The sequence below is a fragment of the Pseudomonas sp. M2(2023) genome (assembly GCF_030263955.1).
Classification (GTDB): domain Bacteria; phylum Pseudomonadota; class Gammaproteobacteria; order Pseudomonadales; family Pseudomonadaceae; genus Aquipseudomonas; species Aquipseudomonas asiatica.
The window spans coordinates 3,448,930-3,469,063 of the sequence record NZ_CP127114.1; the positions used below are offsets into that span (position 1 = coordinate 3,448,930).

Here is a 20,134-nt window from a genome sequence, read left to right on the forward strand (position 1 = left end):
CCGAGACGCTGGGCTTACGGTTCAACACCATCTTTTGCCTTTATCGATGGAGCACCTTGAGCATCAGCGAGCCAGTTGGCAATGGCGCGTGCGACAATGCACGAACACTCAACCATCATCATGTGCTGTTCTCCTTCGATTAGATGCAGCGTCGAACCTGCTATTCGATCGGCTGTTCGCTTCATCGCGCCTTCTCCGAAGAACTGGTCATCCTTTCCGCCAATAACCAAAGTCTGTGCCTCGATGCTGTTCAGCCAATCTGCACGCTCGCCGGAACATTCCAACAAAGCATTCAGGTAACGAACAATCGTTTGGGTATTCCCCATTCGCTGAGCCAGTCGCTTACGACCAAGCCAAAGTGCCGCGCGTAGCAAGGCGTTTCGCCATGGGCGCCGAAAGACAGTGGTGAAACTTTCCATCAATGCAACGTAATCTTGAGCCAGGACGTGGGACACTTGCTGACGAACCAACCCCCTGCCGGTTTCGCCAAGCTCGTGAGCGCTTGAAACAAGAATGAGCCTGCGGACAAGGGCAGCGTTCCGAGAAGCGAGGCGCAATGCCAGGATGCCCCCGAATGATATACCGACCAGGATAATGGGCCCAAATCGTCGAGCGACCAGCTCCGCCATACGTTCCGCAAGTATCTGCAAGGTCGCACCTGGTACTGCATCGGGATACCCAAGCAAGACGAACGAAGTATTTGCAGGCAGAATTCGGGCGATTCGCCGACAATCCCTGCGCTGACGGCGAGGCGTCTGCTGCCGCATAAATCCTTGTCCACCGTTAATCACAACGACTTCCGGCGGCTTTTCTCCAAAACGAGTGTACGGGATACCACGCGCTTCGCAGAACTGGATAACGGGACCTGTTGCCTGCGATTCGGTGCCTGGACGTAAAGGATATTTCGAAAACATAATCTATGGTTTTAGTGTATTCATCATGCGCCGGGCGCCTGGACATTCGCGCTTGCAGAAACCGAAGCGACGGCCTTTTCAAGAAACTTCAGCAGACAGGGATGGAGCCAGGTACCGACGCGCAATTCTTCTTCGGACTCCTCTGCACGGCGTATGGCCTGGAGTGCGGCGTCGTCCAGTGCCAGCTTGTGCCGCATGGCCAGCCACGACCTTGCGATCAGCTGCACCTCGGCGCTCGTGGCTGGACAATCAGCGTTGCGCAGGACTTCCAGGCTATCAAGCAGGCCTGGCCACTCCCGCATCACGCCGATGTAAGTGCGTCGCAGGTATTGATAGGCGTTGGGGCTCAAATGCTTGCGATAGATCAGCAGGCGGTGCTCGCAGAACGCCTTCAGGATGTACTCTCCAAGCTGTGGAGAAAACCCCGTATTAAACAGGTCCTCCCCGCGCGAAGTGAGCAGATTGTCCACGCGCACGAACATTCCAGCGTTTGACCGCGTGTCTTTTTCCACCAGCGCAATCCAATCGCGTGCCGCACGGCGAGCAGCCGATGCGCGTGGAGACACTCCCCTTTCAAACAATGCCCTGAGGCCATCAATACGCTTCTGCCAAGGAGCCGCAAATCTTCCGTTAGCTCCAAGCAAGGGCAAACTGAGATCATCTTCACTGAGATGGTGGCGATAGAACGCCATCGCTTCCAGCGTATTGAGGCAACCCGCCTCCGACAGGTCTTCTTCAAGTAGTGCACGTTGCAAACGTTCCAGACGGGTGCGAAGTTTGTGCTGATGCGCTATCTCGGCATCGACACGGATCAGCTGCGCAGAAAGAATGGCCGGGGTTGAAAGTGTTCCTTCACACAGGATCTGGCGGATTTCACCCAGAGAAATGCCCAGCTCGCGAAGCGCCAGGATTTTGTTGAGCCGTTGGATGTCTGCCGCTCCGTAAAGCCGATAACCGGCATCGGAGCGAACTGACGGTTCAAGCAGCCCGAGGTTGTCATAGTGGTGCAATGTGCGTACCGAAAGCCCCGCCCGCTTGGCAAGTTCGCCGACTTTTAGCTGCACAGCAATGTCCCCTCACGCCAAGATCTACCGAATCGCTGCAGTGATGACGCAGACCTATCACGAGTTTCTGAACCCAGCAGACAACTGCTGGGCTGATGGCATGGTGACCTACGTAGTTGAAAACGGCGGTAAAGCGAACAAGAAGAGCGATACCGAGTACGAGATCGTCGCAACCGGCGAAATTGCTGTTCGCATAGCGTAAACCAGGCACAAAAAAGCCCAGCGCAATGGCTGGGCTTTCGGTGACCACTCCTCAACACGCGCAGGAATGACAGGATGGAGATAATTTCGCTCAGTCGCTCACTGATGTCAACCGGCAATCATGCAGCCTCTTTCATCAGCAGCCCCTCGGCTTCCAATATCACCCGTACCTCTGCCAGCGCGTCGTCGATCATCCCGTCCAGCTTCTCGTTGATATCCAGCCTCCACCGTCGGCGGGTCGACTCCGGCGTAGCATCGAGATCCCAGGTGTTCATGTCGTAGAAGCTGTCCGGCAGGATGATCACATCCTCTTCGAACGCTTCGACACGCTTCTTGGCTGCCTTGCCGGCAGCAACGGCAGCAACCACAGTGACTGCAACACGCCAAGCTGATGCGTCCAGCGGGATCTCGACCGAGACAGGCTGCGGCGCTTTCCGGCGTGCGCCCTTGAGCTTTGGGATCGCCCAAGCTGTCACTGCCTTGTAGATGAACAGTGCCGGTGCCGGGCTCGCGATCAGTGGTCGGATCAGCGTGATCGCCTGCACCTTTTTTGCCTTGTTGGTGCTGTACTTGGCGACCAAGGCATCCCAGTGCCGCCCCTTGAGCATGTGGTGCAGGCGGGCCGACAGCCAGTAATCGACCTGGGTGCGGTCGATATCACCCGACCGCCCACCCAAAGAAGCCAGGCATCCGCCCTCCTCCTCAGCCGATTTGTAAAGCTTCTGCCAGGCTTGGGCCTTCGCCGATCCTTTCTCACCCGCCGCCAGAGCGGCAACTACTGCACCCGATACGCTGTTGTAGATCATGTCCTTCCCCCTCAATCCCCGGTGTAATTGGTGCCGCCGGCGCCGCGCCGATTGCTTCCCTGATATGCCACCTCAGGCCCGGATGCCTGAAGGTTCTTCAACTGCTCGATCTGCCGGAGCGCTGCCCGAAGCCTCATGCTGAGCTGGGTCACCAGTTCATCCAGGGCCAGGGCCTCGCCGGTTGCAGCCATTACCCAGCCCGAGGCGTTGCAGTAGTCGCATGGCAGTTCGTGAAACAGACCCTTGGTTACCGCTCTCCCACGGCACAAAGGGCATACATCCAGATCAATTAAGGCCTTCTTGAAAGCCGGGCCGTGGCTTTTGCTCATTGGCGCGAACGCCCCTTCTTAGCTCGTAGCCAAGGCTTGGTCGCACGGCTGCGCGGCACGACAGCACTGCCAGCCACAATCGGCTTGTCGAACTGCTCCAGGCCAAACAAGCCTCCTTCCCGCGGCTCCACGGTTACTTCCTCGCCGAGGTCAATGCCGAACCACTCATCAATGATCACCTGACCTACGAGTCGTCCATTCACGCCGTAGAGGAAAGCGATGGCTCCGTGCTCGGAAATATTCATTTCGAATCCTCGCTAATTACAAATTCGGCAAGGTCGCTGGACGCCTTGTGTTCCGCTGGCTGGGCCGAATTCTGTGAAATTCCGGATAAGGCCTTGGTAAGGCCGTGAATGGCACCGAAGCCGATGTCGTCTAACCAGGCATGCCATTTCTCCAGCGCTGCCCGGCGCTGCTGCATGGCCTGGGTGTGGATGTAAGTGCTGGCAATCTTGCCCAGCGTGTGGTTCAGCAACATCTCGCCGATATGGCCGTCGATGCCGAGGTCGGTCCAGGTAGTGCGGGATACCTTGCGCAGGTCGTGGCTGGTCCACTCGCCCTGCCCCAGGCGGGTGAACACCATGCTGGCCTGGGTTTCGCTCAGCGGCAGCCCGCGCCGGTTCGGGAACAGGTAGACGCCCTCGTAGCCCCGGTCCTGCTGGATGGTCCGGTACCGGGTCAGCAGCGCCGCCAGCTGGGCGGTCAGTGGCAGGCGGTGCTCGGTGCGGGTCTTGGTGTTGGCCGCCGGGATGAACCACTCGGCAGCGGCCAGGGAAACCTCGCTCCAGCGGGCCATGCGGGTCTCGCCGATCCGGGTGCCGTGGGCCAGCATCATCAGGGCCAGCATGGCGTCACCCGGCTCCTGCTCGAAGGCATTGGCCAGTTGCTGCATCAGCTCAGGCAACTGCACGCCCCGCAGCCGCGCCGCCTTGGGCAGGATCCGGGCCTTGGTGAAGTCGTTGAAGCGCATGCCAGCCATGGGGTTGCGGTCGATCAGCCCCAGCTGCAGGGCCTGGCGGAATGCGGTCAGCAGCAGCGCGAACATCTGCCGCAGGTAGGACAGCGACACTTCCGCCTGGCACGGCCACATCAGGTGCTTGTCCAGCGCATCGGCATTCACGCCGGCCACGGCCAGGTCATCCAGGCGCGGCTTGAGGTGCTGGGCAATGGCGGAGCGGGCGCCGGCCTTGCGTTTCGCCGACAGCGAGCGGTCACGCGCCATCCGATCGCCGTACCAGTCCAGCAGCTGGCCCACGGTGGCCGTGCCCGACACCACCGGAGCGGTGGCCGGGTCGCGCAGCAGGCGCTGACGCAGCGCGGGTAGCTCGGCAATCACCGCCGCCACGGTCAGGTCAGGCCAGCGGGCGACCGGTACCCACTTCTTGCCGCGCACCAGGTGCCAGGTACCGCGCTCGCGGTTGCTCCAGAAGCGCAGGTACAGGCCGGGGTGACGCGGGTCGCGCAGGTCACGCACCGACTTGTCGGCGGCCTGCCGGCGCACTTCGGCTTCGCTCAGCTTCACTTCCCGGGTCGCGCTCATGCGGCCACCGTCGCAGGCTGCAGCAGGTAAGCACGGATAGCCTCGACCGCGTCGATATTGCCCCGGCACACAATGGCCAGGTAACCCTGGGCAGCCAGTGCCTGCAGGTAGGCGTACTGGCTGGGCGATACCGGCGCGTCGAACGGCGGCATGGCCTTGAACTCGATGTACAGGCCGAAGTAGCCGCCCCGCGCCATGGGCAGCACCAGGTCGGGAACGCCAGCCTTCACGCCCTGCCCCTTCAGCTTGGCGGCCACGGCCTTGATCCGGTGCCCACCGTTCGGGACGTGGTAAATCAGCTTGTAGGCTTGCGGGTAGCGCAGCTGCAGCTCCTGCATCAGCGCGGCCTGCTCTTGCCCTTCCCGGTCGACGGGCTTGGCGCGGGCCGGCTTGGCCTTGAACGGGCGAAGGGCGGGAGCATTCATCCGACCAGCACCCCCTCGCTCAGCAGCAGCGCCTGGGTGCGCATGACGCCCTCGGCGTGGTATCGGCGTGCGGTGTCTCGATCCACAGCTCGGCTCCGCCCATCACAGGCATCGTGGCAGGCGCTGCAGGACCAGGCGCCTTGCAGGTCGTGCGGCTTCTTGCCGACGCCGCAGGTGCCAGCCAGGCGGTAGTGTGCGAGGACGGTAGTCTCGGGGTTGCCGTTGCAGACGCCCGGGATGCGCACCTGGCATTCCCGGCCGCGGGCAGCCTTGGTCAGTTTTGTTTGGCGCACGGGACGCCTCCTTGAAGGTAATTGATCAGCGCCCCGCCAAGCGGGCGCGCATGGCTGCCAAGGCAGAATTTCCGACTTGCGGAGTGCGGCGCACAGAAACCTCCGCAGGAAGTGCCAGCGGCATCTTCTGCAGCGGCTCACCGGCCATAAGCCGCCGAACTGCGATGGTGTAGTTGCGCTCGAACAGCTTCGAGCTAGCATCGGATGGCAGCTTGTTGAGATTCTCGAAGCCGCACTCTTTGGCCGCGTGCCAGACCGCGTCGTGACTCCACTTACCCCGACCAGCCATCGCAGGATGGGCATTGCGGGTTGCTTCGCGGAAACCGGCCGCCAAGGCCGGCAGACCGAGCATCTCTGGTGACGGCTGACACCACTGGATGAACTCACCGGGAGGTGGGATGAACGGAGCCCCCGACTGGCGGCAGCGCATCAGTCCAAACTGCAACTGCTCGGGCTTGCAAATGCCGGCCTCTAGAAACGCAGTGAGCCATTGCTGTTTCGACGCGTTGTAGGTGGCCTGGTCGGGCCAAGCCTGCTTCCAGGCGGTGCAGATGGAGCGCAGGTCACGGAACAGATCGTTGATAACCTCTGCCGTCTTCCGGTTAAGCTCGGCCTTCACCTCATCGGGCAGATCGTATCCAGCAGAGACGTGCTGACCGGACTGAACCTTGGCCCACAGGCCATGAGTGACAACCGCGACTGGGTTCATTTGGCACTCCCTTGCTCGATCCAAGACGTATCGTGGTCATCGAGCTGCTGGCCACCCGGACCAGCACGCAGGGGAACGACCTTCGCAGCATTCGCTAGGTCGCGCTTTCTCCAGGCGACCAGGTCAGCGATCCATTGACTCTCGGTTTTAGCCAGCCCCTTCGCGTCGTGGTGGACGACAAATCCTGAAATGGCCTTTTCCGAAAACTCTGCGATAGGGACGCCTGATCGCTTGGCGTACGCCTCAAGCTGCGCCTGGTCAGGAACCCACTCGAGGTACATCGCGAACGGCTCACGCGGAGAGTGTGTATTACTTCCCTTCCCTTCCCTTCCGGGGGTGAGGCCTCGATCACCGCTAGACGAACCTTCGCCAACTTCTTCGTGAGCGCTCGGCGAGGGCTCGACGAATTCTGGATGCTTTACGGTAGGTCTATCGATCTTCTGGTGGTGCCATCCGTTGACGTGCAGGTACTGTTTCGATCCCGCCTCGTAGAGAGTAATCAGCCGGTTCGTTACCAGCTCGGTGAGCAGGCCTTCCACGGCCAGCGCAGTGATGTCGTCACCGGGGAAAACGAGAGCTTTGATGGTCTTCGGTGACATCGGGTGGTTGCCTGCGTCATCGCAGAAGTTCCAGATCCCGATGAAGAGGAGTCGAGCCATCGCCGAGCACTCCATGACCTGTTCACTGGTCCAGAACTCAGGCTTGATGGTGCGGATACGAGCCATTACGAACGCCCTCCATGACTGACAGCTGACGCGGAATGCGCGGTATTGCCTGCATCGTCTGTGCGGTGCATAATCGACCTCGATGTTGTTTCAGAAGACCGCCCTGCCAGGCGGTTTTTTTTCGCCCGCGATTCCGGTACTGGATGGATTCGCAGGTGTTTCGGCCATCTACTAGCGCAAGGCCAGGTCACGGATACTTCACCCCATCGGGCACCGAAGCGCCTGGCGGCTGGAATGGGCTAGGCGGCAGAGCGCGACTGGCTAGAGCTGCAGTCGGCCTGGTTCCACGGGAATGAGGGACACAGATCGGCTCGGCTAATCGAGCCCTCGGTCAGAGCCTCGATCTGTAGTGCGCGCTTGGGCGGGACCGGACGCTCTCCTGAACACCATTGGTTGACGGTTGGAGCCGCAACGCTCAGCCGGCGCGCCAATTCCGCCTGGCTGCCCAGTAAGCGGGATGCTTTTTTGGCTGCTTCTGCTGATTTCATGAGTTCTCCCCTGGAGATTTACCGATGAATATAAGGCAATACCTTATCTGGTACAAGCCATTGCCTAACCAGCGCCGTGATAGGCCTAATTAGGCAATGCTTACCGGACCAGAATTGGGCGCTGCCATCGAGGCCGCTCGGATCGCCAAGGGCGTATCGAAGAAACAACTCGCAGACGACTTCCAGGTGAAGCCTCCGTCGGTACAGGGCTGGGTGAAAAATGGTCGGATCGATAAGTCGAAGCTGATGGATGTCATCGCGTACTTTGCTGATGTCGTAGGCCCGGAACATTGGGGCCTGCGCCCAGGCTTCACCTATGAAAGCCTGCAGGACGTCGCCTCAGTATCGGTTGAAGAGCCGGCGCCCACCTCGGCTGCGGATATGGTTCGCACTATGCTCGCCAAGCAGGGCAAGAACCTGCCGGAAAGTGCCCGTGCGCAGCTGATGGCCGCTGCCGAGGCTTCAGATCAGGGCAACGTAATCACCGTCGACTTCTCCCGCCCTGGGCTCGTCGGGGATGAGGTTCGAATTGCTCACTACGATGTGCGCGCGGCAATGGGCAACGGACAGGCCACGCATGACTATCCTGAGATGCTGAAGGACATTCGCGTCAGCCCGAGCCATCTCCGTGAGCTGGGCGTTGAATTCGAAGAGCACTTCCACCTGAAGGTGGTCACCGGCTGGGGCCAGTCGATGGAGCCCACCATCAAGCACCGCGACCCGCTGATCGTGAACATCAACGTCCGCGAATTCGTGGGCGACGGGATTTACCTCTTCGTCTGGGATGACTTGCTCTACATCAAGCGCCTGCAGGTGGCTGATGAGGAGCACTTCGAGATGATTTCGGACAACCCGAGGCACAAGGATCGGCTGATCCGCCGGGACATGACCTACATCCAGGCCAGGGTATTGCTGGTATGGAACGCACATCTGGTTTGATTTTCGGCAACCAAATACCGGGGCATTGACCAGCGCGTGATCGCTATGCAGCGATTACGTGAGTTAAGAGCCCAAAGGAGATTACCGGGTGACAGAATTTGCGACCAAGGACGATCTGCAGGCCGTCGTTGACAGCCTCAACGAGCGGCTGAGTCATCAGCATTCGCTAAACAAAACGCTGGTCATGATCATCAATGAGCTTCTTCTCAATACCGCTTCAGCCTCTGCTGCATTGGTGATCATCGCTAAGGCTCAGTCCCAGGGCGAGATCAGTGAAGATGACCTAGCAAGGCTGAAGGAGATTTTGGATGGCTTCTTGAGTGGCAAGCCTGAGCGACACAGGGATCTTTGCGTGTTGCTGAGCAAGGCGCTGATGCTTGATGGCGGCAAGGACGGCATGGAGGAACGACTGCGTGAAGCATTCAGCAAACGAAATTGATGACTTCTTGGCTCAGGAAATGATCGCAAAGATCATCAATACGCCACCCCCGAAAGCGCTGGATCCTCTCGGCCGTGACAAATATCGTCATTCATCCGATACTCAACCCATGAACGACATCACTCGCGAAGAGCTCAACGCCCTACTTGAGAATCATCAACTCAAGGCGGATGCGCGCTTGAAGGAATTTGAAGGCCGAGTCGCTGATGGCCTGCTCAAAATGGATCACAGCCTTCAGCTTCTGGACAAAGACCTGTCTGGTGTCCGCGGGCTGAAAGGGACAATCATTCTTAACTCGGTCTTGTCAGTGATAGCGATTGTCGGCATCACCATTGCTGTGATGGCGTACGGAGTGGCGAACTTTGATTCTGGTCGCGATACATCTGCCGCCCTCCAGGAGATGAAGCAGCAATCGTTCGAGACGCGACAACTGCTGGAGCAAGTCAAGGCTCAACAGGAAGTCCCCCAGGCCACTCAATGAATTAACCGGTTAACACCAAACAGCCCGCCTCGGCGGGCTTTTTCATGCCTTCACGCTTTTTTCACGCCCCTACCCGCACAGTCAAGGCTCATCCGCTTCCCTACGTTAGCCCGCATAGCAGTGCGGGCTTTTCTTTGGCCGGTGCGCAGCTCGGTGGTCAGTTGACAGGAACTAGGCGCGCTCTCTGAGCTGGCGTTAGGTCGTCAATCACGCCCACTTTGAGGGTCTCGGCGTTGGTGTCAGCCAGGGGCTTGCCCATGTCAGCAGATGCGAATTCTGGAAGCTTGTACATCGCGCCAGTAAGGGGGTCAACGATCAGCATGCCGATCAAACCGCCAAGCAAGATGTTGCCCCAATACCAACCACTCAGGCTGGAATCAAGCTCAATGGTCTTGTCTGGGTATCCATCTTTTTTGAAGTGCAGCTTGTAGGTCTGGCCAGAAAAATACCCTTTACCAGACTTCAATGTGACGGTGCTTGGGGTGTTGCCTGAGTGGACCACGGTACCGTTTTTATCGGTGATCTCGAAGCTTGCTCCCTGGGGAGCACTTGATACAGCTACTGGGTAGCGAGACTCGCCTACAATACTCGCACACCCTTGAATACCAACGAACGCGACAACCGCAACCGCCCCAGCCACTTTCCGAAACGTCATTGATACTGCTCCATGTTGCCGTTATTGGCATGGCCGGATATCGGCCGGCGGCGATTGTACCCGGAGCAATATCATTTTGACATCATTCGAAAAAGCTTTTCGGGCCCCGGGTTGCATCCCTAGAAAGGCGCCTCCTCCTCCACCCTCTCCTCCTCCCACTCTCGCTCCACGATCAGGTCGTCTCGATCTTCGGCGTCCTGCGGCTCCCACCGTACCGTCACACTCTCGTCATCGTTGAACGTCAGGTCCAGCTCCGGCGTTTCGGCCAGCAGCCCCATCACCTCCTCCCACTCCATATTACCGTCCGTGTCCAGGCGATGGATCGTCACCCAGCGCTGAGCCTGCGCGATCGGGTGATTGATCATCGACGAAACCCGCAGGCCCAGTCGTTCCAGTCCGGTCATCTCCTGGCGCGCCTGCGGCGCCGACTTCTTCTGCTTGGCCATTCCTTCCTCCTATACCTGTACATTCATCCAGTACCAGGCAGAGCTTACCTTAGCCATCGAACGATGCAAGCACGGATAGCGGATTAGGCATGCACGAAAAGTTAGGCATTACCTATTTACAATAATTAGGCATTGGCTTATTGTTCAGCTCAAGCGGTCACACATCAGGGACTGCAGAGGCCCGCATGCCAAGGTCAGCCAGGGCGCACCGCGATACCAGGCATCTGGTAACGGCACGACCTGGGATGTGGTGGAGATCGCCACCGGAGCCAAACACGGCTTCGCCTACAGCTATCGGGCGGCGCTGCGGTTTGTGGATGCAATGGAGGCAGGCGCTGCGAGCAAGCAAGGCGGCATGCAATGAGCAAGCGCAAGCCACACAACATGCGCTCCCGGCTAGAGCGGACCTGCCGGGCTTTGGTCTCGGCCAACCACGCGGCCGTCGTGAACATTGACCCCAGCGGCCAGCAGGTGTTGATCAACTGGAAAAACCTCAAGCAGATCTGCGTGCGCCAGGTGGTTGATGCCGTGTGCGACATCCCGCACCGCTGGACCATCTACTTGAGCGTGCTGTGCCGGACGGAGTTCGGCGAGCGATACCACAAGTCGGTTGAGGTCGCGCCGCAGGGCAACTACCGGGCCGAGCACCTGACCGACGTTATCGAGGCTACCTACACCGACCTGCGGGCCACGGCCAACCCTAATCACCTGGTGGCGGCCGGCTGGATCGCCATCCCCACCGACACAACGCTCGACGAAGCAGAGGCCGCTAAGATCTTTGCTGCCGTCGGCGCCTGGAATCAGCAGAAAGCAGCATGAAACGCCTCACCGCACGCGTCCGGCACCGCCGGCGCCAGCAACACAGCAATCTGCCGCCCAGCGGTTTGGGAGGTATATCGGCCATGGTCGAGCAGATAGCAGCCCCACAGCACTCTGTGGACTACCGGACCCGCGAGAAGGCGATGGCCGAGGGCTGGAGGCCTAGGACGTGACAATCACGATGAAGGCGGTTCTATTTAGAGCGCTCGTACTCGAATCCGTCCTCTGTCTTCTTGATTTTAGTGCCCGGTTCAGTAGCACGGTGGACCACGTAGCAAACGCCGGCTATAGCCGCGATCCCAAGCGCAACCTTGGGATTCTTGCCAATAAAGGTGAGCACCTTCCCTACGACTTTTACGGTATCCGCACTGTTCAGCACGGCGGGAACAGCTGCAGCAGTCGCTGCCGCGGCCAATGCGACCTTCCCAGCATTCCTAGCTAACAAACCTTTATCAACTTCATCACCCGTTGCGTGATCGTATGTCCGGCTCATGATTCGCACCTCTGCCTCGAAACAATGAGTGTAGGAACACTTTGAAGACATAAACAAGTTCCACATACCAAATTGCCACCATGCCGCATCCGGACACGGAGGGCGGCGCATGCATGGAGAAAGCCATGATCGAAGCCACCGAGAAGCACCTCGGCCTACTCTGGCACACCCTGGGCCTGTGCGCTGAGCGCTCTGACCGCCGCAGCATCACTCGCAACCACTTCCTCACCAGCCCCGGATACGACGACTCGAACAACCTGGACGTGCTGGTGGCCGCCGGCCTGATGACCTGCGGCAAGCCACCGGCATTCTGCTCTCAGGACGAGGTAGTGTATCGCGCCACTGATGAGGGCAAGCAGTTCGCCCTGGACAAGCTGCCACCGCCCCCGCCGCCGGCCAAACGCACCAAGTTCGACGCCTACCTAGACGAGTGCGAGTGCTACGACGGCTTCGCTCACTTCCTCGGCATCAACATGCCGCAGTACCAGCAGCGCGGCGAGTGGGGTGCTCGGGAGTACAGGATGGTGCGCTACCCCCGCGGGAGCGCGTACCGGCAGTACCGCCGGCACTACAACTTCGCTCGCTGGTCACCCTAAGAAACTCTCGAAGTAGTCGGCGAGTGGGCTCCGACCCTGAAGGAAGCCAAGGCGAGCTACAAGGCAGCACTAAAGGAGTTTCGCGCCAAACCCAAGATGCCGGCCAACGACTTCGATCGCCTCTTCTCCGCCTGACCCTCCGGCGCTGCCCGCCAACACCGTAAGCCTTGCAATCATCATGTGATTGAGCAATATGATGCTAAATCCGACGTAAGAGCGGAGCGCGATTGGGCTCAGGTGGGATTGGCACCATAACAAAAGACTGGGAGCGGTACGCACCCTCATCGTTTCTATAGTTAAACGTAATAGTTACTTCGGAGTGATCTTCCAAACTATCGAGATAAAGGAAAAAGTTAAACGTTGCACCATGAAGAAGCGACGGCAGATAAACTGCAGTGCATCTATACATCTCATTATCAATTGAAGCTGTAAGCTCAGTAATTTTACTACCGGCATTTGTCACAGTGCCATTGAATCCATATTCACCCTGGCCATTATTCTGAAACCCAGCGATATCTCTGAAGGCAAAAACCGGCTCCAGAGCGGCAGCCCGACGCTCACGCTCGACCCTAAGCTGTTCTAACTCCGCAGCGACTTGCTCACGGGTTACAGCCACCATTTCTTTCTGCTGCTCAACCGAATTCTTTAACTCTTCAGCTTGCAGCCTAAGCGCTTCATTGTTTTGCCTAAGCTCTAACCCTTGCTGAAAAAAACCTAGCACCAACCATAAGATCGCCAAGGGCCCGAAAGCGCCAGCTAAAAAATCGCCAATTTCATTTAAAGCCATGGCTTGGAGGGTCTGAACTTTATCGCCAACCAACCACCAAGCAAAAACCAGATATCCCAATGTAAGCAAAGCTCCTACCACAGCTAGCACCCGCCCCATAGCTCGTCCTTTATCAAATAATTATTTCCAGTTTACCCTCTAATTCCAAAAAGGCATCCCCGTGACCACAGCAATCGACCTGTTCGCCGGCCTCGGCGGATGGAGCACCGGCGCGCGCGCCGCAGGCGTCCAGGTTCTCTGGGCGGCCAACCACTGGCCAGTGGCCGTTGAATGGCACAGCGCCAACCACCCCGACACGCAGCACGTTTGCCAAGACCTGCACCAGGCACGCTGGGAGCAAGTGCCAGCCCACGACATTCTGCTAGCCTCGCCCTGCTGCCAGGGCCACGCCAAGGCCCGCGGCAAGAAGTCGGGTAACCCGGAGCATGATGCATCACGCTCGACAGCCTGGGCCCCGGTATCGGCGCTGGAGTTCCATCGGCCACAAGCGGCGGTGATCGAGAACGTGCCGGAGTTCACCGACTGGGTGCTCTACCCGGCCTGGTTGCAAGCGGTGCAAGCGTTGGGATATCAGGCAGCGCCTCACATCGTCGACTGCGCCGACCTCGGCGTGCCGCAGCACAGGGTGCGACTGTTTATGGTGCTGACTCGCAGCAAGGCGCCGCTGATGTTGCAGCTGCCACGCGAGCGGCACGTGCCGGCCGCCAGCTTCCTCGACTTCAACGCAGGGCGCTGGTCACAGATCGAGAAGCCAGGCCGAGCCCAGGCCACGCTCGACCGCGTGCGCAACGGGCGCCAGCGCTTCGGCGAGCGCTTCATCATGCCCTACTACGGCAAAGGCTCCGGCACCACCGGCCGCGACATCAACCGGCCGATCGGCACAATCACCACACTGGACCGCTGGGCCCTGGTCGACGGCGACCGGATGCGCATGCTAAGCGCCAGTGAGGCCTTGGCCGCAATGTCGTTCCCGGCAGACACCCTGCGCCCGGACAACCACCGGCTGACCATGCACATGGCCGGCAATGCGGTACCGCCTCTTGCGGGCCAGCGTGTAATTGAAGCCCTCATGGCAGCGGCCTGAAGTCGTCAAACAGGCGCACCAGTTCATGAGCGAGCTGTGCGATTAGAAGGAAGATTTTGAGGATCTGGAGGAGGTTCATTGCTGCTCACCAAGTAGTTACGGTGAGCCGAGATTACCGACTGCAGTTTCACCATTTTTCGCATCAAGTGCAAGGTATCCCCATGCCCACAGAAAACCGATCCAGCAACACCGACCCACGCGATGTGTTCATCAGGCTAAACCCGCTCGGCCTGGGCGAGGAAGAGCTGCGCAAGGACAACACCGGCTTCGAAGACCAGCGCACCCACAGCGACTACCTGCTGTTTCTGGCCGGCTACCGCGAAACGCATCCAGCCCCGCAGCCCCACCCCGAGCCAATAGCCTGGATGGTTGGTACTGCCTTCTGGTGGACCAAAGAAGAGGCAGAGAGGGATGCGGCTGCGACTGGACTGCCTATTGTCCCCATTGGGCCGTTGGCATCCATCCCCGACGAATACTGCCTGATGCCCAAGCGGCTCACGGCCGAGAACGGCGCCAAGGCACTGCTGCTCGGTGAGTTCAAGCTGGAGGTGACCCAGGAATGCCCGGAATGCCGCGAACTGGATGAGCCTGTTGAAGGCTGCGAGATATGCGATGGCGAGGGTGAGTACGGCCAGCGCCACATCATCCCCTGGGACAAGATCAAGTACATCTACAGCGAGGCCGTGAAGGGGCTCGCTCTCCAGTCGAACGCCACCCACAAGCCATCCTGACCATAGGAGTACAAAAGTACTCCTCCCCGCTGCAACCCCTCTCCCCTCTATTCACTGCCGCGATATCGCGGCGAGGAGAATTGTCGATAGCCATCGGCCAGTCAGTCGTCGTTATGGCTTTCTGAAGCTGAATCTTTTCCTTCAGCGGCCCGTATATCGGCGAATTTGATCCACTCATCGAAGGCGATTCGGTGGGCTTTGCAGGTCTTTTCCCATTCGATCCCATTCATTCGCCCATAGGCGATCTGGTTCATCGTGGCAGCAATTTGAGCATCGAGCTCTCTGAGAAGCAGATAAGCCTGGTAATGGCTTTCCTTTGCGTTGGGCATATAGCTCACCTCACGGATGGATGACAGAGCTATCAGCTTCAACGGCTCATACGGTGGACTGCCGGTTCCCCAGTTAAATCCCATCACTTTCAAATAATTCCGATAAATCGGCAGGAGTATGTCATGCCTGAAGAAAAGCAACTGATCCAGCCGCTACAGGTGGAGCGCGATGAATACGGCTTCTGGACCCACCCGGCTTGGCCAGACGACGGCGACGAATGCGCACTTCCGTTCAGCTGGTTCGGTGACCAAGGCCTGGAGTACTGCGTGATCGAGATGGAAAACGACGGCCCGGAAGAACTGAATGCGGAATGGCTCGACGCCGGCGGCGACTATGACTGCACGCCCTGGCAGCCAAGCAAGCCGGTCGGTGATGGCTGGTTCACCTTCTCGATCCACGACACCGAAGACGGCCCTGTTTGCGTGTGGATCCGCCACAAGGTGGCGGCATGACCCGCCTCGCCCTCTGCCTCCTGCTGCTGGCCACCGGCGCCAGCGCGGAGAAACTTACGCCGAGCATAGATGTGATCCACGACGACAAGCGATCAGTTACCTGCTGGAGATATGCATCCGGTAACGCCGGTGGGCTCAGCTGCATACCTGACTGGATGTTGCGCGGCCCGGACCAGGCCGGCAACCAGCGCCAGCTCTCCCCGCACGAAACCCAACCCGAACCTACACCCGCTCTGGCGCCTGGGCGCTGGATTGATGAGAGGTATGAGCTGTGAGCAGCACGAATTGGAACGTCGCACCTCGCGATGCAGAGGCATGGGCGCCCAGCACTCCCAAGTTCATGGCCGGCTGGTACAAGACAGACGCAGAAGACCGCTGGTATTTCTCCCGATCGCGCAGTTCTGGTTGGTGGGGTATCGAGCGGCCATCGACATATCGCCAGCGCCAAATGGAGAGGCGACCATGACCGACCTGATTGAAGTGAGGGTATCCAACCTGGTCGGCGCGCCGCTGGACTGGGCTGTGGCCATGGCCGAAGGATTCAAGTCAGATCCAGAGCGCCTGACAAATGTTTGGCTCAACGAAGAAGCCCCTACCAGCGTCAGCATCCGCGGCGTCGAGATGGGCTACGGATTCAGGCCATCATCAAACTGGGAGCACGGCGGTCAACTGATCGACAAGCACAGCGGCACCGCTCAGCACATTCCTGGGCTGCCTGCCGATCTGTGTTACGCCGGTGGCCCGGCCGGCGCAGGAGTCTGGTGCTACGGCCCTACGGCGCTGATCGCGTTCTGCCGAGGGCTCGTCAACCACAAGCTCGGCGATACCGTCCAGGTGCCGAAGGAGCTGATGCCATGACCGAACAAAGCACAAAGGAATTCTACTCTGTCGATCAAGCCTCTCAGCATGCTGCTGAATGGTGCAAACGCCATCCCGCATGGCGCCGGATCTGCGACATTCCGGATACCTCCGTGTTCACGAAAACCTACGATGAGATTCCAAAACGCGAACGCGCATACTGGGACAAGAACGGCGGCGAAGAATGCTGGCGAGAATTCGGAATTGCCGGAACCAAGGTGCCTACCGGATTCATCTCTGGAAAGGGCGAGTTCTTCGACCACGTCCTCAAAGTTCCACTCCATCACAACATGATGATGGTGTTCCGCGTAGGCAAGAGGTGGAAGCCATGATCGCCCTCGCCTACATGGCCTACCTGATTTACAGGGGGCCGCGATGACCGAGATGAGCAAGATCTACCCGCACATGACGGAGAAGGAAGAGCAGGAGCACTTCAGGAAGCTGCTCGCCGAGGAGGAGCGCCAGCGCATCGAGCAGTTTGCATTGCTCAAAGCCGAAGACCATTACACCCATTGCCGCGACTGCGGGCGGTTCGTCGACAAGAGCCGCTGGTTGTTGAAGACATCGGTATGGGCACAGCGCGGCCAGCGCCCGCTATGTGCACCCTGCTTCGCCGAATACGACTTCGACTACGGCTGATTCCAGCCTAACCCCTCCCCCTACTACTCAAGCCCGCCGACATGCGCGGGCGAGGAGCAACCATGTCTGATTTTCAGACCACGACAGAACCCGTGGCCAGGAAGCGCCACGCCTGCTGCGAATGCCGTGGGCATATCGAGCCAGGCCAGCAATACCAACTGGTCTCTGGCTGCTGGGAAGGCTCGATGGAAAGTTTCAAGACCTGCATACCGTGCGTTCAGGCCCGCGACTGGGCGACTGCCCAACCTGAGTGGATGGGCGACGGAGAGCACCTCTACTACTTCGGCATGCTTGAAGAGGATCTGGCCAACTTGGCCCCAGAGATATCGCCTGGAGACGGACGACGCTTCAAGGCCAATCGACTTCAGATTCAAATTGGCCGGCGCAGGGACACTGCGCATTCGCAGAAAGCAGCCTGACCCCCAACCTGCCGCCACCGGCGGCGTGGAGAGCACCTATGCAGGAAGACCATAAGCCGTTGACTTGGGCCTTGGACAAGGTACCCGAGAAGAAAATGGCTGAATTGATTGGAATCACGCAACGCGCGCTGGAAGGAAAGCGCGTCCGTGGCGTGATCCCGGAAGGCGTTTGGAAAAAGATTGACAACCGGATTTTCTACAGCATTAGGAGATACGAAGCGTGGCTGGAAGGAGCATGGGGCTACCCGCTGGAGTTGAGTTCCACAGAAGCGCAATCCGCATCCGCTTCATTTGGAATGGTGAACGTCGAACTGAAACCCTCCCGTATCCCCAAACCGCAAAGGGGATCAAGGCGGCCGCAGATCTACGCGCTCAAGTAAAGAGCCTGATAAGGCATGGCGTACTGGATGAGCAGCGGTACGCCGAATTGTTCCCCAAATCGACTTACATCGACAGGGCAACAGAGATCACTTTCGGCGAATACGCTCAAAGCTGGCTTGACTGCCTTGAGGTCGTGAACGACACCAGGTCGAATTACAAAGGATTGTTGAATAGGTACTGGATGCCCAAGCTGGCGACACGCCCTATCAAGGGCATATCAACGCTGGACCTGAGGAGGGTGGTATCTGGTACCGCGTGGAAGAGTTCTACAGTGAAGAGAGCTGCGATTGCGATCGCGAAGCGGATGTTCAAGCAGGCAGTTTTTGATGAGGCAGTAGACAGGAGTCCTGCTGAGGCCATTCAGCTGCCGCAAAAGAATCGCAAGGCAGTAGAGCCATTCTCAGTAAAGGAAGCAGAAGTTCTGCTGGAATGGATGCGGTCGAACCTGTCCCGATGCAACCAGATCTACACTGCATTCTTCGAGTTTGCATTCTTCACCGGCATGAGAACCGGCGAGATCATGGCGCTTCGATGGGACGAGATCGACCTTGAGAAAAAGACCGCGTTCATTTGTCGAATCGTGGTCGAGAAGCAGGTTATAGAGCGGACCAAGACAAAGTACACCCGGACCGTGATGCTCAACGCACGCGCTTTGGAGGCTCTGAGCAAGGCGCGTGAGATTGCAGAAGATCGGGCAACGCAGAAGCGCCGGGTCTCAACCTCGTCGCCGTATGTTTTTCAACCGTCAGGGTCATCGCCACACATGCTTTCCCCTGACACACCTGGAACGCACTTTATCCAGGCCCTGAAGGGGACCGGCATACCTGCGCGGCCCCAGTACAATTGCAGGCACACATATGCAACGATGTGCCTAATGGCCGGCATGAATCCAGCCTTCATTGCAGGCCAGCTGGGGCACTCAGTTCAGGTTCTTCTGAGTACCTACGCAAAATGGCTAAACTCGGCGAACGACTGGGCAGAAATTGAAAAGCTTGGTCTGTCAGAAAATGGTACCAAAATGGTACCGGATTAAATTTCGTTCACGTTGCGCCCTTTAGTCATAAGGCATTCGACAGCAAATCAGCCATACTCCAGAATGCAGCGGTTTTTTGGGGGAAAACCCTTGCACAGCCAACGACATACCAACTTTTAGTGAGCCTCAACGTGAAAACATCCCTGTCCATCCTCAGCCTGCTGCTGTTGCTCACAGGTACTGCGACCCTTCCGTCGACCGCTGCTGCACAACCCCCGGCCCAGGTTCAACGTGACCCATCCAAGCTGCATCTCGCCTCGGGCAGCGCCCTGCTGATCGACCTGAACACCAACCAGGAGCTGTATTCGAGCCACGCCGACCGCGTGGTGCCGATTGCCTCGGTGACCAAACTGATGACGGCGATGGTAGTGCTGGATGCCAAGCAGCCCATGGATGAGATGCTCACCATGACCATTGCCAACAACCCGGAAATGAAAGGCGTGTATTCGCGTGTTCGGCTGGGCAGCCAGCTCGACCGCCGCGAAACCTTGCTGATTACCCTGATGTCATCGGAAAACCGTGCGGCCAACACCCTGGCCAACCATTACCCCGGCGGCTACCCGGCGTTCATCAAGGCGATGAACGCCAAGGCCCGCAGCCTAGGCATGGCGCACACCCGCTACGTCGAGCCGACCGGCCTGTCGACGCAGAACGTGTCCACGGCCCGTGACCTGGCCAAGCTGCTGATGGCGTCGCGCAAGTACCCGATGCTGAGCGAACTGTCGACCACCCGCGAGAAGACCGTGGCCTTCCGCAAGCCCAACTACACCCTGGGCTTCCGCAACACCGACCACCTGGTGAACAAGAGCAACTGGGACATCAAGCTGACCAAGACCGGCTTCACCAATGAAGCCGGGCACTGCCTGGTGCTGCTGACCCGCATGGACAACCGCCCGGTGGCCATGGTGATCCTCGACGCCTTTGGCAAGTACACCCACTTCGCCGATGCCAGCCGCATGCGTCAGTGGCTGGAAACCGGTGCTGCCAAGCCGGCGCCGGCGGTGGCCATGCAGTACAAGGCAGAGCGGCAGAACAAGGGGCGCCTGGCGGCCGAATGA

The 20,134-nt window shown here is 58.9% G+C and carries 32 protein-coding genes and 2 pseudogenes; 18 read left to right on the forward strand and 16 right to left on the reverse strand.

What is annotated here, in order from left to right; genetic code table 11:
* Positions 1-14: 14 nt before the first annotated feature.
* Entirely contained in the window at positions 15-914 is a 900-nt protein-coding gene (locus QN085_RS15830) for an alpha/beta fold hydrolase (RefSeq protein ID WP_285687214.1), read from the reverse strand.
* 23 nt (positions 915-937) lie between these two features.
* The gene (locus QN085_RS15835) at positions 938-1,978 is read right to left on the reverse strand and encodes a MerR family transcriptional regulator (RefSeq protein ID WP_285687216.1); all 1,041 of its coding nucleotides are present in this window, start codon (positions 1,976-1,978) and stop codon (positions 938-940) included.
* Between the two features lie 43 nt (positions 1,979-2,021).
* Here QN085_RS15835 and QN085_RS15840 point away from each other — a divergent pair, with 43 nt between their 5' ends.
* Positions 2,022-2,180 (forward strand): hypothetical protein, encoded by a 159-nt coding sequence (locus QN085_RS15840; protein ID WP_285687217.1) that lies wholly within the window; start codon positions 2,022-2,024, stop codon positions 2,178-2,180.
* Between the two features lie 118 nt (positions 2,181-2,298).
* Here QN085_RS15840 and QN085_RS15845 read toward each other — a convergent pair whose 3' ends face one another.
* The 9 genes from QN085_RS15845 to QN085_RS15885 form a co-directional block, all read right to left on the reverse strand.
* Positions 2,299-2,985, reverse strand: a complete 687-nt coding sequence (locus QN085_RS15845; RefSeq protein WP_285687219.1) for a hypothetical protein — start codon at positions 2,983-2,985, stop codon at positions 2,299-2,301.
* Positions 2,986-2,996: 11 nt separating this feature from the next.
* Complete coding sequence (locus tag QN085_RS15850) at positions 2,997-3,314, reverse strand: hypothetical protein (RefSeq protein WP_285687221.1); 318 nt, start codon at positions 3,312-3,314, stop codon at positions 2,997-2,999.
* A complete protein-coding gene (locus QN085_RS15855; RefSeq protein WP_285687223.1) occupies positions 3,311-3,559 on the reverse strand; it encodes a hypothetical protein in 249 nt (82 codons plus the stop codon). Before QN085_RS15855 ends, QN085_RS15850 begins: the two co-directional genes overlap by 4 nt.
* On the reverse strand, positions 3,556-4,854 hold the full coding sequence (locus QN085_RS15860; protein ID WP_285687225.1) for a tyrosine-type recombinase/integrase: 1,299 nt from the start codon (positions 4,852-4,854) through the stop codon (positions 3,556-3,558). Before QN085_RS15860 ends, QN085_RS15855 begins: the two co-directional genes overlap by 4 nt.
* Complete coding sequence (locus tag QN085_RS15865) at positions 4,851-5,279, reverse strand: VRR-NUC domain-containing protein (protein WP_285687227.1); 429 nt, start codon at positions 5,277-5,279, stop codon at positions 4,851-4,853. Before QN085_RS15865 ends, QN085_RS15860 begins: the two co-directional genes overlap by 4 nt.
* Complete coding sequence (locus QN085_RS15870; protein WP_285687229.1) at positions 5,276-5,572, reverse strand: DUF1364 domain-containing protein; 297 nt, start codon at positions 5,570-5,572, stop codon at positions 5,276-5,278. Before QN085_RS15870 ends, QN085_RS15865 begins: the two co-directional genes overlap by 4 nt.
* Before the next feature lie 25 nt (positions 5,573-5,597).
* Positions 5,598-6,281 carry a replication protein P gene (locus QN085_RS15875; protein ID WP_285687231.1) on the reverse strand — a complete coding sequence of 228 codons (684 nt, stop codon included), beginning with the start codon at positions 6,279-6,281 and terminating at the stop codon, positions 5,598-5,600.
* Positions 6,278-7,006, reverse strand: a complete 729-nt coding sequence (locus QN085_RS15880) for a DnaT-like ssDNA-binding domain-containing protein (RefSeq protein ID WP_285687233.1) — start codon at positions 7,004-7,006, stop codon at positions 6,278-6,280. Before QN085_RS15880 ends, QN085_RS15875 begins: the two co-directional genes overlap by 4 nt.
* Positions 7,007-7,245: 239 nt before the next feature.
* Positions 7,246-7,494 (reverse strand): transcriptional regulator, encoded by a 249-nt coding sequence (locus QN085_RS15885; protein ID WP_285687235.1) that lies wholly within the window; start codon positions 7,492-7,494, stop codon positions 7,246-7,248.
* A gap of 96 nt (positions 7,495-7,590) precedes the next feature.
* Between QN085_RS15885 and QN085_RS15890 the strand changes: the two genes are divergently transcribed.
* The 3 genes from QN085_RS15890 to QN085_RS15900 all read left to right on the forward strand — a co-directional run bounded on the left by QN085_RS15890 (position 7,591) and on the right by QN085_RS15900 (position 9,353).
* Entirely contained in the window at positions 7,591-8,433 is an 843-nt protein-coding gene (locus tag QN085_RS15890) for a S24 family peptidase (RefSeq protein ID WP_285687237.1), read from the forward strand.
* Between the two features lie 88 nt (positions 8,434-8,521).
* Positions 8,522-8,872, forward strand: coding sequence for a hypothetical protein (locus tag QN085_RS15895; protein ID WP_285687239.1), 351 nt, complete (start codon positions 8,522-8,524; stop codon positions 8,870-8,872).
* A complete protein-coding gene (locus tag QN085_RS15900; RefSeq protein ID WP_285687241.1) occupies positions 8,847-9,353 on the forward strand; it encodes a hypothetical protein in 507 nt (168 codons plus the stop codon). The genes QN085_RS15895 and QN085_RS15900 overlap by 26 nt, the downstream gene beginning before the upstream one ends.
* A gap of 157 nt (positions 9,354-9,510) precedes the next feature.
* Here QN085_RS15900 and QN085_RS15905 read toward each other — a convergent pair whose 3' ends face one another.
* Both QN085_RS15905 and QN085_RS15910 read right to left on the reverse strand, forming a co-directional pair.
* The gene (locus tag QN085_RS15905; protein ID WP_285687243.1) at positions 9,511-10,008 is read right to left on the reverse strand and encodes a hypothetical protein; all 498 of its coding nucleotides are present in this window, start codon (positions 10,006-10,008) and stop codon (positions 9,511-9,513) included.
* Positions 10,009-10,127: 119 nt separating this feature from the next.
* On the reverse strand, positions 10,128-10,454 hold the full coding sequence (locus QN085_RS15910) for a DUF1654 domain-containing protein (protein WP_285687245.1): 327 nt from the start codon (positions 10,452-10,454) through the stop codon (positions 10,128-10,130).
* A gap of 184 nt (positions 10,455-10,638) precedes the next feature.
* On the opposite strand from QN085_RS15910, the pseudogene QN085_RS15915 reads away from it, so the two are divergent.
* Together QN085_RS15915 and QN085_RS15920 are read left to right on the forward strand one after the other, a co-directional pair.
* Positions 10,639-10,818 (forward strand): annotated as a pseudogene (locus tag QN085_RS15915) (hypothetical protein); the annotation flags it as partial.
* Positions 10,815-11,273, forward strand: coding sequence for a hypothetical protein (locus QN085_RS15920; RefSeq protein ID WP_285687247.1), 459 nt, complete (start codon positions 10,815-10,817; stop codon positions 11,271-11,273). The pseudogene QN085_RS15915 and the gene QN085_RS15920, both read left to right, overlap by 4 nt.
* Positions 11,274-11,466: 193 nt before the next feature.
* On the opposite strand, the gene QN085_RS15925 is transcribed toward QN085_RS15920, so the two are convergent.
* Complete coding sequence (locus tag QN085_RS15925) at positions 11,467-11,766, reverse strand: hypothetical protein (RefSeq protein WP_285687249.1); 300 nt, start codon at positions 11,764-11,766, stop codon at positions 11,467-11,469.
* 125 nt (positions 11,767-11,891) lie between these two features.
* Here QN085_RS15925 and QN085_RS15930 point away from each other — a divergent pair.
* Positions 11,892-12,497, forward strand: a pseudogene (locus QN085_RS15930) (hypothetical protein).
* 64 nt (positions 12,498-12,561) lie between these two features.
* Here the strand turns inward: QN085_RS15930 and QN085_RS15935 are convergent.
* Positions 12,562-13,248: a hypothetical protein gene (locus QN085_RS15935; protein ID WP_196184412.1), complete on the reverse strand. Its 687-nt coding sequence runs from the start codon at positions 13,246-13,248 to the stop codon at positions 12,562-12,564.
* Positions 13,249-13,309: 61 nt separating this feature from the next.
* Here QN085_RS15935 and QN085_RS15940 point away from each other — a divergent pair, with 61 nt between their 5' ends.
* Both QN085_RS15940 and QN085_RS15945 read left to right on the forward strand, forming a co-directional pair.
* Positions 13,310-14,233 (forward strand): DNA cytosine methyltransferase, encoded by a 924-nt coding sequence (locus tag QN085_RS15940; protein WP_285687253.1) that lies wholly within the window; start codon positions 13,310-13,312, stop codon positions 14,231-14,233.
* Positions 14,234-14,394: 161 nt separating this feature from the next.
* Positions 14,395-14,964 (forward strand): hypothetical protein, encoded by a 570-nt coding sequence (locus tag QN085_RS15945; RefSeq protein WP_285687255.1) that lies wholly within the window; start codon positions 14,395-14,397, stop codon positions 14,962-14,964.
* Positions 14,965-15,065: 101 nt separating this feature from the next.
* On the opposite strand, the gene QN085_RS15950 is transcribed toward QN085_RS15945, so the two are convergent.
* Entirely contained in the window at positions 15,066-15,293 is a 228-nt protein-coding gene (locus QN085_RS15950) for a hypothetical protein (RefSeq protein WP_039615414.1), read from the reverse strand.
* Positions 15,294-15,416: 123 nt separating this feature from the next.
* Here QN085_RS15950 and QN085_RS15955 point away from each other — a divergent pair, with 123 nt between their 5' ends.
* The 9 genes from QN085_RS15955 to pbpG all read left to right on the forward strand — a co-directional run bounded on the left by QN085_RS15955 (position 15,417) and on the right by pbpG (position 20,134).
* Positions 15,417-15,746 (forward strand): hypothetical protein, encoded by a 330-nt coding sequence (locus tag QN085_RS15955; RefSeq protein ID WP_023662811.1) that lies wholly within the window; start codon positions 15,417-15,419, stop codon positions 15,744-15,746.
* On the forward strand, positions 15,743-16,021 hold the full coding sequence (locus QN085_RS15960; protein WP_285687260.1) for a hypothetical protein: 279 nt from the start codon (positions 15,743-15,745) through the stop codon (positions 16,019-16,021). Before QN085_RS15955 ends, QN085_RS15960 begins: the two co-directional genes overlap by 4 nt.
* 187 nt (positions 16,022-16,208) lie before the next feature.
* Positions 16,209-16,604: a phage protein NinX family protein gene (locus QN085_RS15965; protein WP_285687262.1), complete on the forward strand. Its 396-nt coding sequence runs from the start codon at positions 16,209-16,211 to the stop codon at positions 16,602-16,604.
* Positions 16,601-16,936 carry a hypothetical protein gene (locus QN085_RS15970; protein ID WP_285687264.1) on the forward strand — a complete coding sequence of 112 codons (336 nt, stop codon included), beginning with the start codon at positions 16,601-16,603 and terminating at the stop codon, positions 16,934-16,936. Before QN085_RS15965 ends, QN085_RS15970 begins: the two co-directional genes overlap by 4 nt.
* A 43-nt stretch (positions 16,937-16,979) precedes the next feature.
* On the forward strand, positions 16,980-17,243 hold the full coding sequence (locus QN085_RS15975; protein ID WP_285687266.1) for a hypothetical protein: 264 nt from the start codon (positions 16,980-16,982) through the stop codon (positions 17,241-17,243).
* Positions 17,244-17,305: 62 nt separating this feature from the next.
* Positions 17,306-17,662 (forward strand): hypothetical protein, encoded by a 357-nt coding sequence (locus QN085_RS15980; RefSeq protein ID WP_285687269.1) that lies wholly within the window; start codon positions 17,306-17,308, stop codon positions 17,660-17,662.
* Positions 17,663-17,700: 38 nt separating this feature from the next.
* Positions 17,701-18,042 carry a hypothetical protein gene (locus QN085_RS15985; protein ID WP_247727032.1) on the forward strand — a complete coding sequence of 114 codons (342 nt, stop codon included), beginning with the start codon at positions 17,701-17,703 and terminating at the stop codon, positions 18,040-18,042.
* On the forward strand, positions 17,943-19,076 hold the full coding sequence (locus tag QN085_RS15990; protein WP_285691317.1) for a tyrosine-type recombinase/integrase: 1,134 nt from the start codon (positions 17,943-17,945) through the stop codon (positions 19,074-19,076). Before QN085_RS15985 ends, QN085_RS15990 begins: the two co-directional genes overlap by 100 nt.
* A gap of 131 nt (positions 19,077-19,207) precedes the next feature.
* Positions 19,208-20,134 carry a D-alanyl-D-alanine endopeptidase gene (pbpG, locus tag QN085_RS15995; protein WP_023662495.1) on the forward strand — a complete coding sequence of 309 codons (927 nt, stop codon included), beginning with the start codon at positions 19,208-19,210 and terminating at the stop codon, positions 20,132-20,134.

Coding starts and splice junctions, on each gene's coding strand:
- QN085_RS15830 (WP_285687214.1), bottom strand. CDS start 914: ATGTTTTCGAAATATCCTTTACGTCCAGGCACCGAATCGCAGGCAACA.
- QN085_RS15840 (WP_285687217.1), top strand. CDS start 2,022: ATGACGCAGACCTATCACGAGTTTCTGAACCCAGCAGACAACTGCTGG.
- QN085_RS15845 (WP_285687219.1), bottom strand. CDS start 2,985: ATGATCTACAACAGCGTATCGGGTGCAGTAGTTGCCGCTCTGGCGGCG.
- QN085_RS15850 (WP_285687221.1), bottom strand. CDS start 3,314: ATGAGCAAAAGCCACGGCCCGGCTTTCAAGAAGGCCTTAATTGATCTG.
- QN085_RS15855 (WP_285687223.1), bottom strand. CDS start 3,559: ATGAATATTTCCGAGCACGGAGCCATCGCTTTCCTCTACGGCGTGAAT.
- QN085_RS15860 (WP_285687225.1), bottom strand. CDS start 4,854: ATGAGCGCGACCCGGGAAGTGAAGCTGAGCGAAGCCGAAGTGCGCCGG.
- QN085_RS15865 (WP_285687227.1), bottom strand. CDS start 5,279: ATGAATGCTCCCGCCCTTCGCCCGTTCAAGGCCAAGCCGGCCCGCGCC.
- QN085_RS15875 (WP_285687231.1), bottom strand. CDS start 6,281: ATGAACCCAGTCGCGGTTGTCACTCATGGCCTGTGGGCCAAGGTTCAG.
- QN085_RS15880 (WP_285687233.1), bottom strand. CDS start 7,006: ATGGCTCGTATCCGCACCATCAAGCCTGAGTTCTGGACCAGTGAACAG.
- QN085_RS15885 (WP_285687235.1), bottom strand. CDS start 7,494: ATGAAATCAGCAGAAGCAGCCAAAAAAGCATCCCGCTTACTGGGCAGC.
- QN085_RS15890 (WP_285687237.1), top strand. CDS start 7,591: ATGCTTACCGGACCAGAATTGGGCGCTGCCATCGAGGCCGCTCGGATC.
- QN085_RS15905 (WP_285687243.1), bottom strand. CDS start 10,008: ATGACGTTTCGGAAAGTGGCTGGGGCGGTTGCGGTTGTCGCGTTCGTT.
- QN085_RS15910 (WP_285687245.1), bottom strand. CDS start 10,454: ATGGCCAAGCAGAAGAAGTCGGCGCCGCAGGCGCGCCAGGAGATGACC.
- QN085_RS15920 (WP_285687247.1), top strand. CDS start 10,815: ATGAGCAAGCGCAAGCCACACAACATGCGCTCCCGGCTAGAGCGGACC.
- QN085_RS15925 (WP_285687249.1), bottom strand. CDS start 11,766: ATGAGCCGGACATACGATCACGCAACGGGTGATGAAGTTGATAAAGGT.
- QN085_RS15935 (WP_196184412.1), bottom strand. CDS start 13,248: ATGGGGCGGGTGCTAGCTGTGGTAGGAGCTTTGCTTACATTGGGATAT.
- QN085_RS15945 (WP_285687255.1), top strand. CDS start 14,395: ATGCCCACAGAAAACCGATCCAGCAACACCGACCCACGCGATGTGTTC.
- QN085_RS15950 (WP_039615414.1), bottom strand. CDS start 15,293: ATGCCCAACGCAAAGGAAAGCCATTACCAGGCTTATCTGCTTCTCAGA.
- QN085_RS15955 (WP_023662811.1), top strand. CDS start 15,417: ATGCCTGAAGAAAAGCAACTGATCCAGCCGCTACAGGTGGAGCGCGAT.
- QN085_RS15960 (WP_285687260.1), top strand. CDS start 15,743: ATGACCCGCCTCGCCCTCTGCCTCCTGCTGCTGGCCACCGGCGCCAGC.
- QN085_RS15965 (WP_285687262.1), top strand. CDS start 16,209: ATGACCGACCTGATTGAAGTGAGGGTATCCAACCTGGTCGGCGCGCCG.
- QN085_RS15970 (WP_285687264.1), top strand. CDS start 16,601: ATGACCGAACAAAGCACAAAGGAATTCTACTCTGTCGATCAAGCCTCT.
- QN085_RS15975 (WP_285687266.1), top strand. CDS start 16,980: ATGACCGAGATGAGCAAGATCTACCCGCACATGACGGAGAAGGAAGAG.
- QN085_RS15980 (WP_285687269.1), top strand. CDS start 17,306: ATGTCTGATTTTCAGACCACGACAGAACCCGTGGCCAGGAAGCGCCAC.
- QN085_RS15985 (WP_247727032.1), top strand. CDS start 17,701: ATGCAGGAAGACCATAAGCCGTTGACTTGGGCCTTGGACAAGGTACCC.